We start from the raw sequence: 9,847 nt of genomic DNA on the forward strand, positions 1-9,847 counted from the left end.
TCGATCGCCGAGACGCCCGTCTGAATGAATTCGTCGGGATAGTCGCGGGCTGTGGGGTTGATGGGCTGACCGTTGATATCGAGGGACATCTCCGCCAAGATATCGGGGCCGCCGTCCTTCGTCCTGCCGATGCCGTCGAAGACTCTACCGAGCATATCCACCGACACACCGAGCTCCATGCTCTTGCCGAGGAATCGCGCTTTGGAGGTGCTGATCTTGAGCCCCTGCGAATTCTCGAAGAGCTGCACGAGGGCTTTGTCCCCCATCACTTCGAGCACCTTGCCCCTTCTGAGATCGCCGTCCTCTTGACGGATCTCCACGAGTTCGTTATAGGTGACGCCGCTGACCCCCTCGACGAGCATCAACGGTCCGACCACTTCGCGTATCGTTCTGTATTCCTTAACCATATCAAATCTCTCCTTCGGAAATCAAAGCCGCCATGGACTGCTTCAATTTCTCTTCGATAACGCCGAATTTTTCGATTTCCTCTTCGGGAATATACTTACTGCGGCCGATCTCTTCGCGGACGGGAAGCGCGAGGATATCCTCGATATCCACTCTTCTTTGGAGAGCGTCGCGCCCGAGTTCGTCGGACAAAAGGATCAAACGCAACATCTTGTATTGCTTATTCAAAGAAGCGTAGGTGTCGACCTCGTGGAAAGCGTTTTGATGCAGATAGTCTTCTCTTATGGACTTCGCCGTTTCCATCGTCAGGCGGTCTTCCTGCGAAAGCGCGTCCATACCGACCAAGCGGACGATTTCGTCCAAAGACGCTTCCTCTTGAAGAATGCGCATCGCCGCGGCGCGCTGCTTTTCCCAATCGGGATCAACGTTTTTATCAAACCACTCGTTCAGCTTATCGCTGTACAAAGAGTAACTCGTAAGCCAATCCACCGCGGGGAAATGCCTCTTATAAGCAAGAGCCGCGGAAAGCCCCCAGAACACCTTTACGATGCGGAGCGTCGCTTGGCTGACCGGCTCGGAAAGGTCGCCGCCCGGAGGGGAGACCGCGCCGATCGCCGTGATCGAACCCGTTACGTCCTCGCTGCCGAGGATCTTGACCATACCCGCTCTCTCGTAAAACTCCGCGAGACGGCTGGAAAGATAGGCGGGGTAGCCTTCTTCACCGGGCATCTCTTCGAGTCTGCCGCTCATTTCGCGCAAAGCTTCCGCCCAACGGGAAGTGGAATCCGCCATGATCGCGACGTTATACCCCATATCGCGGAAATATTCGGCGATCGTGATCCCCGTGTAGATCGAGGCTTCACGCGCCGCGACGGGCATATCCGAAGTATTCGCGATCAAAACCGTCCTTTTCATCAAAGGTTCGCCCGATTTCGGGTCGATCAAGGACGGAAACTCGTTCAAAACGTCCGTCATTTCGTTGCCGCGTTCGCCGCAACCGATATAGACGATGATATCCGCGTCCGCCCACTTCGCGAGCTGATGCTGGACGACCGTCTTGCCGCTTCCGAACGGACCCGGGACGGCGGCGACGCCGCCTTTCGCGACGGGGAACAACGTGTCGATGACGCGCTGACCCGTTACCATCGGCATAAACGGAGAAAGTTTTTCTTTGATCGGACGAGGGCGACGGACCGGCCACTTTTTGAGCATACAGACGCTCTTGTCACCGTCCTTGGTCTTAATGACCGCGATCTCGTCCACGATGGTCTTTTTGCCGCTCTCGATGGATTTGATCGTCCCCGTAACGCCGAACGGGACGGTGATCTTATGATCGATGAGCGTGTTCTCCTTGACGACGCCGAGGACGTCGCCGGGGATCACTTCGTCTCCGACTTTCTTCGCAGGGACGAAATCCCATTTGCGCTCGTGATCCAAAGAATCGACGTTGAGTCCCCTGCCGATCCTCGCGCCCGAAAGGTCACGCAGTTTGACGAGGGGACGCTGAATTCCGTCGAAAATACTTTCGATCAAGCCCGGAGCGAGTTCCACGGAAAGGGGTTCGCCCGTGCTTTTGACGACTTCGCCGACGCCGAGTCCGCCCGTCTCTTCATAGACCTGAATGGACGCTTTATCGCCTCTGAGCTCGATGATCTCGCCGATCAGCCCTTGCTCACTGACCTTGACGACGTCATACATTTTGCTGTCTTGCATATTCTCCGCAACGATAAGCGGTCCTGCGACTTTTACGATTCTTCCATCCGCCATTTTAGTTCTCCTCTATTCTCAATATATCGGTTCCGATCGCTTTTTCCACGTCCTCTCGGATCGAGCGTTTGCCGTACCCCGTGCTTCCGGAAGACGAAGGCACCGGGATCACCGCGGGAAAGGCGCGCGTTTTGTAGCGCGCGATCAGATCGGGAATTTTTTCCGCAAGCTGTTCGGTTATAAATATAATATCGTAGTTGCGCGCGAGAATTCTAAGTTTTTCGCGAGCGGCGTCCACCCCGTCCACGGCGTAGGCGTCGGCTCCGACCGACTTAAAAGCGAACACGGTGTCCGCGTCGCCAAGCGCGGCAATACTGCTTTTCTCAGACATATTGCTCCCTCAATCTCATTTTGATGATTTCTCTGTCCACGCCGTTCTTGATACCGGCGAAGATCAAGCGCACGTTTTTGATCTCCCGCTTTTTGCCGAGATAAAACCCGACGATCGGCGCGGGGGAAAACATATCGTATCTCCCTTTTTTGAAAGGAGCGAGAAGCGCGTTCTCCTTAAACGCTTCGAAGGGCGCGACGCCTTCTTTTAAGGCTTCGATCGCCTTTTTGTATAAGGGTTTCATCGGGATCTTGTCCGCTCCCTCGGAAAGACCGAGGTCGACGATCCTTTTGAGATCCTGAAAGGGGATCTCGCCGCCCGCCAAATACCCTTTTTCCGCTTCCGCCGCCGAAATGCCCGCGTTTCGGGAACGCGCGGCGACCGAAAGATTCGTAAGGTCGGCGTACGTCGCGAAATAGGTCCGGATCACAAGATGCGCTTTTTTCATCCTCGCGGAAATATCTTCGAAAGCCGCGCGATCGAGGCTCTTATCGATCTCGGAAGGCGCGAGCGATCCCGCCGCGTTCTCTTTCTTAAACTTTTCGAACGCGACGCGCATCGGCGAAGGCAATGAATCGTACTCTTCCTTTTGGATCTTTTCCGAAAGGAAAGAAAGCGCGATCGACCCGTCCGCCTTAAAGCATTCCGCAGTCACATCGAAAAAGGCTTCTTTCGCGAGAACTTTCGCGTTGTGATAATCCGAAAGGACGGAGAAGCATTCGAGCCCGTAACCCGAAACGGACGATTCGAGAAAGAATTCTTCCGCTTCTTTTTCCGCCGCCGCGAGGATTTCGAGATAATCGTTTCCCGCGGGATATCCCCCTTCGAGAAGGATCTTGACGCCCTCTTCCACGGTCGGCGCATCGGACAGGCGCTGCATCTTGTCCTTTCCGAAAAGCGCGCTTTCGCGAGCCTTTATGATCGCGTTTTGAAACAAAAGACCTTGCTGCATATTACGAGAACAACGTTTTGTCCACGCCGGCGCCCGACGCGCGCAAACGCGCAAGTTCGGATTCCAGCGTCAGATTCTTGTCGTAGCGCTTGCCGAGGAGGACGATCCCTCCGCGGAAGTCGCCTTTTTCCTTCGCCGCGGAAAGAGGGAAGCCGAGCTTCTTGCTCGCCGCGGAAAGGATCTTGCTTTCATTGATCTTGCCTTCGTCGGACAGAGCGAACTGTACCGCGTCGCCCTCTTCGGCGGAAGAGCAGATCATCGAAAGAAGAAGATCTTGATACTTCGGGGAAGCGACGACGCGCGCCAAGGCTTCTTGATAGGACTTCGAAATCAGTTCCTGCTTTCCTTCGAGAAGGATCTTCCTGACTTCGAGTTCCGCCATCGAGCGCCTGCGTTTCAAAACCTCGGGCGCAGAGGACGAAGCGAGCTTTCTCGCGCTTTCGGAAAGCGCCGCGCTCTCTTCTTCCGCCGCGGAAATCAGCGCGTCCGCACGGGCTTTCGCATCCGCGCGAAGCGACGAGGCTTTTTCGTTCGCTTCCGCGACGATCTTGTCTAACAAATCCTGCTTAGCCATAGATCAGATCGCAAAGAAGACGGCGAGGAAGGAAACGAGAAGCGCGAGGATCGCGTAGGTCTCGACCATAACCGCCATAACGATGGCTTTGCTCTGCTCTTCGGGGCGTTTCGCGACGAGCGCCATACCGCTGACCGCGACTTTTCCCTGATGGATCGCGGAGATAAAACCGACGATCGCTATGGGGATGCAACCGGAAAGGACGCCGAGACCTTGCGCCATCGAGATCGCTTTGATACCCGAGAACACGCTGATCTTGATGAAGACGATGAACGCGATCAACAAGCCGTAAATACCCTGCGTTCCGGGAAGAAGCTGCAAGATAAGGCAACTGCCGAATTTATCGGGATCTTCGCTCGTTACGCCGGCAGCCGCCTGACCGCCCATTCCCACGCCGATCGCGGAGCCGATGCCCGCGAGTCCCGCCGCGAGCGCCGCGCCGAGAATTGCCAAAAAAGTTCCGATACTCATAAGTTGTTTCCTCCTTTATTATCCAAATGAATATATTTCAGATCCGAGCCGAAAGGCTTGAATATATGACCGCCGCCCGTGTAGAAACGAGAGAAGAATTCGACGTACTGCAAGCGCGAGTTGTGGACGTACGCGCCGAGCGTGTTGATCGCGATATTGAAGACGTGACCGACGACCAAGATCACGACGAACAGGACGTAGCCGACGACGGGGATCAAGTCGCGCAAGATGCCGGCGATCAGGTTGACGACCATCCCGACGACGCCCGTGGCGAGCCCCAAGCCGAACAAACGGCAATAGGAAAGGATATCGCTCATAAAGCCCGTTACGTTATAGACGTTACCGAACGCGCCGATAAGTTTACCTTTGACGCCCTTCTTTCCGAGCGCGCCGCCGACGAGGACGCCCGCGCCGCCGAGGGCAAGGACGATAAGCGCGGCGAGTTTCGCGCCCGCAAGCGCTTTCACCATTCCGCTCGCGACGAACAAGCCGAGCCCCGCAAACAGGACGAACCAGCTTCCTTCTCCGAAGACGGCGGAAACGGGTTTGTGATTTTTACATTTTTGAACGAAAGAAATGCCCATTCCGAACAAGATCTGGAACAGACCGAGCGCGACGGACAAGATCAACATTTTCAAAGGCTCGTTCATCGGGTTGAACATCACCGGCTTAAAGAAGGATTCGCCGAAATAACCGCCGAACATAACGCCCCAAATCAAAGTGGAGACGCCGCCCATACCGATGATCAAAAGGAGCTGACCTTCCCCTTTGCGCGGTTTTTTCAAGGCGTAAAGCCCGAAACCGCCGAGCGCGAGGATCAAGCCGTACGCCGCGTCGGACACCATAAGCCCGAACAGGACGAAATAGAAGAACGCGACGAAAGGATTCGGGTCGATTTCGCGGGGCGAGGGCGCGCTGTACATATTCGTGATGCTCTCGTAGGGAGTGACGACGGGATTGTTTTTCGCAAGGGTCGGATAAGCCTCGCCCTCTTTCGGGTCTTCGAACGTGCCGTAAAAGGTAATTCCGGACGCGGAAAGCGCTTTTTCCGTCGCTTCTTCGAGATGCGCGGGAACCCATGCGGTCAAAATAAAGGTACTTTTCGTTCCGAAAGATTTTTCGATCGCCGCGCACTTTTCTTTTTCCACGCGGTAATAGTCGGACAAAATCTCCATTTGCGGGCGGATCTCGCTTTCGTAGGCGACCGCCTCTTCCATAAGAGCGACGGTGCTGCGGAAGATCTCCTCGTCACGGGTTTTGAGCTCTTCGATCTTTTCCTTCGCCGTTACGGGGAAAGTAAAGCCCGTGCGGCTGAATCCGAGCGAAGAAAGCTTCTCTTCGCAGGCGTCTTTCATCGAAAGGGGATACGCGACGAACGCCGTCGTGACCCTTTGACGACTGCCGAGATCCTCGAAGACGAGCTCTTTGAGATCGGAGAAATCCTCTCCCGCGAGATTATCCGTCGGGATCAAACCGAGCGCGCGAACGACGAATTTATCGCTCTTGATCTCGGAAAAAGGAACGTCTGCGCCTTCAAAGAAGGCGAGTTGTTCCGCCGTCGCGAGATTTCTCGCGCTTTCGCCTTTGAGCTCGGTGAGTTCTTCGGAGATCTTTTTGAGTCGAGCCGTGATGGCGCGGATATTCTCGTCGTTCTCGGCGACTTTATCGAACTCGTCGAACGAAACGCTCTTTTTGCCGGCGCGGATCTTTTCGAGAAGCGGCGTTTTCGCTTTCTCGTAATTCGTGATCTTGTTTTCCTCGTCCTGACGCTTCGCGATCTTCAAAAGCTTGACTTTTTGCTCTTTCCAAAAGTCGAAGCAAAAAGAAAGATCCGCGAGACGGCTGTCCGCGTTTTCTTCACGCAAGACGGCGTTTCCGCGGACGGCGGATTCGATCTCGCACGTCGAGACGATCTCCGCGCTACCCGTGCGCGAGAGACATTTGAGCGCCTTTTCCGAGTCGCTCGATAACGTGATGAGCGTAAGTTTCTTAAAGGGTAGTAACGCCATATTCCTCAAACAGTTTGCGGGCGATCTCGTCCGCGGTAGCGCCGACTTTCTTCTCGGCTTCCGCTTTGAGAGCCGCCGCCTGCTCTTTGCCTTTTTCGATCACGCGCTTTTCTTCTTCCAACGCCGCGCGATCGGTCTCGCTTTCAAGCTTGGCGAGAAGCTCCGCCGCGGCTTTTTTCCCGGAAACGACGATCGCCGCTCTCTTGGCTTCCGCCTGCGCCGCGATCTCTTTCGCTTCCGCTTGCGCGCTTTGAACGATCTCTTCCGCTTTCTTTTCCGCGGAAAAGATCTCTTCCATTACTTCGGATATCATTTTTATTTCCTCTCGTCCATCTCGGCGATCAAACCGAGCCTTCTGTTATGGCGATCGCCCTCGAACGGAGTCGAAAGCCAAAGATCGACCAATTTAACGGCTTTTTCGGGGGAAAGGACTCTTCCGCCGAGGCAAAGCACGTTCGCGTTGTTATGCGCGGAGCAAGCCGCCGCGGAGAACTCGTCCGACAAGACCGCCGCGCGAATTCCTTTGACCTTATTCGCCGCGATCGACATTCCGATGCCCGTTCCGCAAAGCAAGATACCTTTATCGAATTCGCCGGACGCGACCGCCTCGGCGACTTTTTTCGCATAAACGGGATAATCCACGCTCTGCGTGTCATACGTTCCGAAATCGAAAAATTCGACGTTCTTTTCTTTCAAATAGTTCAGGATCTCGGGTTTCAAGACGATCCCGCCGTGATCGCAACCGATAGCGATTCGCATAGTTTCCTCCCCTTGCCGAAGAAACGGCTTCTATTATTATGTGAAATATTATACTTTATTCGCGCGCGAACTGTCAAGGCAAGTTCCCTCATTTTCGATTTCTTTTGCGCAATGAAAAAAACGCATCGGCTCCGAGCTCTCGGATCCCACGCGTTTCTGTCTTTCGCCGATCTTATTGAAACTGTTTTCGGCTCTTTTCCCTGTAAAACCGTTCTTTCAGGCGAACGTAGACCTTGGATAATTCCAAAACGTACCCGATCCGCGCGGTCGGGGACATTTTTTCGTAGACCTTTTGATCCATCAGTCTGCCGATCGGGTCGATCACGCACTCGTTCTCGAAAAGCATTTCGCGAACTTTCGCATACATCTCTTCTTCGACCGCATAGCCGATCGTCCCCTCTTCTTTAACCGATGAAGAAGGATAGGTTCCCGCGCCTTGCCAATAGCCGCTTTTCATTCTGTTTTTCGCCGATTGCGCCAGCTTTTTCAATTCACCATCGTTTTTCATACCTCACCTCTTAGTGAAATTTTTCTTTATTATAGCGGGAGCGCGAACACGCCGCAACAGAAAACTTTGTCGAATTATAGGAGAAAACCGCGATCCGACTTCCTTCCCGCAAATTCGCGTATCTTCGTGATTTCTCGCGCGAAAAAAATCGCGATCCGAGCGGAAGACTTGATAAAAAAAACGCGCCGTGATAGGATAGAGCTATGACGAATTTACCGCCGCTTTATCTCGAAAAAATGAAAACGCTCCTCGGAGAAGATCTCGCTTCCTATGAAGCGACTTTTTCCCGCCCCGCTTCACGCGGTTTTTTGATCAATACCGCCAAAATCGGCGCGGCGAAATTTGACGAAATCTTTCCTCTTCCGACACGCCCCGTCCCCTACCTCGAAAACGGGCGCATTTTGGACAGCGAGGAAAAGATCGGCGGGAACGTCCTGCACGCGGCGGGGCTTTTTTATATGCAGGACCCCGGCGCGATGAGCGCGATCGCCGCCCTGCCTTCGATCGGGAAAAAAGTCTTGGACGTAGCCGCCGCCCCCGGAGGAAAGACGATCGGCGCGGCGCTATCTTCCCCGGATTCTTTTATCGTCGCGAACGAGATCGACTTCAAGCGCGCGAAAATTCTTCTGCAAAACGTAGAGCGACTCGGTCTGAAAAACGTCGGCGTAACCTCGCTGACCCCGAAAGATCTCGGGAAATTCGCGAAAGAGACTTTCGACCTCGTGATCTGCGATCTGCCTTGCAGCGGCGAAGGAATGTTCCGAAAGGAAAGCGCGGCGGTCGAATGCTGGAACGAAGGGATCAACGCAATGAACGCCGAGCGGCAAAAGGAGATTCTTTCTTCGGTCTTGCCCTGCTTGAAAGAAGGCGGGACGCTCCTTTATTCGACCTGCACCTACGCGCCCGAAGAGGACGAAGAGATCGCGGAATTCCTCGTCAAAGAAAAAGGACTCGTCCTCGTTTCACCGAAAGACGCCGTCCTCCCCTGTACCGCGCCGGGCGTAGGCTCTTTTCGAAATATCGGCTTCGCCCGCCGCTTTTATCCCCATATCGCGGAAGGCGAAGGGCAATTCTTCGCGGTTTTCGAAAAGCCCGGCGAAAAACTCTACGCGCAAAAAGCGATCCCCTCTTCGCTCTCCGCAAACGAGCGAAAAACGATCCGCTCGTTTACGGACGAATTCATCGAGGGCGAGATCGGAGAACTCGTCAAAAACGGTGACAAGATCTTCGCCGTCCATCCGCTCGCGCAGACGATCCCCCTGCGCTATCTTTCCGAAGGCGTCTGCATCGGTGAGATCGTAAAAGGCAGGTTCGAGCCGCACCATAACCTTTTTACGGCGTTCGGCGCATCATTCAAAAACAAAGAAGAGATCCCTTTCGGCGACAAAAGGATCTCGGAATATCTCTACGGATTGGAAATCGAAGCGAAAACCGCAAAGGAAGGCTACTCGGCAGTTTGCGCGGGAGGATTCCCCCTCGGCGGCGGAAAGGTCGTTAACGGAACGATCAAAAACAAGTATCCGAAAGGATTAAGAACGATGAAGCTCGACCTTTAACGGTCGAGCTTCTTTTTAACTCAAAAAAAATCGCTTCCTCTTCTTACCTCAATTTATAAAAACGACTTCCAAAGTCGTAACGTCCAATTTGTCCAAAATAAAACCCGAAACAATTTGCGCATACATTGGCGCGGTAACTGGTTTGCTTTTGTAATATTCTCTTTTTATTCGCATTTTCAAAACGTCGTCATCCTGCTCAAATCCCGCAAAGCTATCTTTCCTTTTGCTTGTCGTTTGGAAAAAGGCGATTGCGATCATTTGCGTTTCGGGATCGATTTCGGGTAATGTTTCAAATATTCCCTCCATCTGCTCCCTTTCTTTTATAATATAGCATCGAGTTTCGGGTGAAGTTTTATCATGATCATCCATGTGTCCGCCATCTTTAAGCAAAAGATATTTCGTTGAATTCTCCTCCAAAAAAGACGGCTTTAAACCGGAAGTGCCCGGTTCCCCCGAAAGAATTCCTCTATACATATGAATAATACGTTTCGCATTGTATCGGGTAATATCATACT

Annotated in this window: 12 protein-coding genes; 1 reads left to right on the forward strand and 11 read right to left on the reverse strand. The window is 53.5% G+C overall.

Annotation, left to right across the window (positions count from 1 at the left end):
- The 10 genes from K5753_06775 to K5753_06820 form a co-directional block, all read right to left on the reverse strand.
- Positions 1-407, reverse strand: a 407-nt coding sequence (locus tag K5753_06775) for a V-type ATP synthase subunit B (GenBank protein ID MCR4726902.1), incomplete at its 3' end; no start/stop codon positions are given.
- A gap of 1 nt (position 408) precedes the next feature.
- Entirely contained in the window at positions 409-2,172 is a 1,764-nt protein-coding gene (locus K5753_06780) for a V-type ATP synthase subunit A (GenBank protein MCR4726903.1), read from the reverse strand.
- Between the two features lies 1 nt (position 2,173).
- Positions 2,174-2,503: a V-type ATP synthase subunit F gene (locus tag K5753_06785; protein ID MCR4726904.1), complete on the reverse strand. Its 330-nt coding sequence runs from the start codon at positions 2,501-2,503 to the stop codon at positions 2,174-2,176.
- The gene (locus K5753_06790; protein ID MCR4726905.1) at positions 2,496-3,455 is read right to left on the reverse strand and encodes a V-type ATPase subunit; all 960 of its coding nucleotides are present in this window, start codon (positions 3,453-3,455) and stop codon (positions 2,496-2,498) included. Before K5753_06790 ends, K5753_06785 begins: the two co-directional genes overlap by 8 nt.
- Before the next feature lies 1 nt (position 3,456).
- The gene (locus K5753_06795) at positions 3,457-4,029 is read right to left on the reverse strand and encodes a hypothetical protein (GenBank protein ID MCR4726906.1); all 573 of its coding nucleotides are present in this window, start codon (positions 4,027-4,029) and stop codon (positions 3,457-3,459) included.
- 3 nt (positions 4,030-4,032) lie between these two features.
- Positions 4,033-4,500 (reverse strand): V-type ATP synthase subunit K, encoded by a 468-nt coding sequence (locus K5753_06800; GenBank protein MCR4726907.1) that lies wholly within the window; start codon positions 4,498-4,500, stop codon positions 4,033-4,035.
- On the reverse strand, positions 4,497-6,509 hold the full coding sequence (locus K5753_06805) for a V-type ATP synthase subunit I (protein ID MCR4726908.1): 2,013 nt from the start codon (positions 6,507-6,509) through the stop codon (positions 4,497-4,499). The genes K5753_06800 and K5753_06805 overlap by 4 nt, the downstream gene beginning before the upstream one ends.
- Complete coding sequence (locus K5753_06810; GenBank protein MCR4726909.1) at positions 6,490-6,822, reverse strand: hypothetical protein; 333 nt, start codon at positions 6,820-6,822, stop codon at positions 6,490-6,492. Before K5753_06810 ends, K5753_06805 begins: the two co-directional genes overlap by 20 nt.
- Positions 6,823-6,824: 2 nt before the next feature.
- Positions 6,825-7,268, reverse strand: coding sequence for a ribose 5-phosphate isomerase B (rpiB, locus tag K5753_06815; protein ID MCR4726910.1), 444 nt, complete (start codon positions 7,266-7,268; stop codon positions 6,825-6,827).
- A 172-nt stretch (positions 7,269-7,440) separates the two neighbouring features.
- Positions 7,441-7,776: a hypothetical protein gene (locus tag K5753_06820; protein MCR4726911.1), complete on the reverse strand. Its 336-nt coding sequence runs from the start codon at positions 7,774-7,776 to the stop codon at positions 7,441-7,443.
- A gap of 203 nt (positions 7,777-7,979) precedes the next feature.
- On the opposite strand from K5753_06820, the gene K5753_06825 reads away from it, so the two are divergent.
- On the forward strand, positions 7,980-9,332 hold the full coding sequence (locus tag K5753_06825; protein ID MCR4726912.1) for an RsmB/NOP family class I SAM-dependent RNA methyltransferase: 1,353 nt from the start codon (positions 7,980-7,982) through the stop codon (positions 9,330-9,332).
- Positions 9,333-9,380: 48 nt separating this feature from the next.
- Here K5753_06825 and K5753_06830 read toward each other — a convergent pair.
- Positions 9,381-9,847, reverse strand: a 467-nt coding sequence (locus K5753_06830) for a hypothetical protein (protein MCR4726913.1), incomplete at its 5' end; no start/stop codon positions are given.

The sequence above is a fragment of the Clostridia bacterium genome, from assembly GCA_024685775.1.
GTDB lineage: Bacteria > Bacillota > Clostridia > Christensenellales > CAG-1252 > CAG-1252.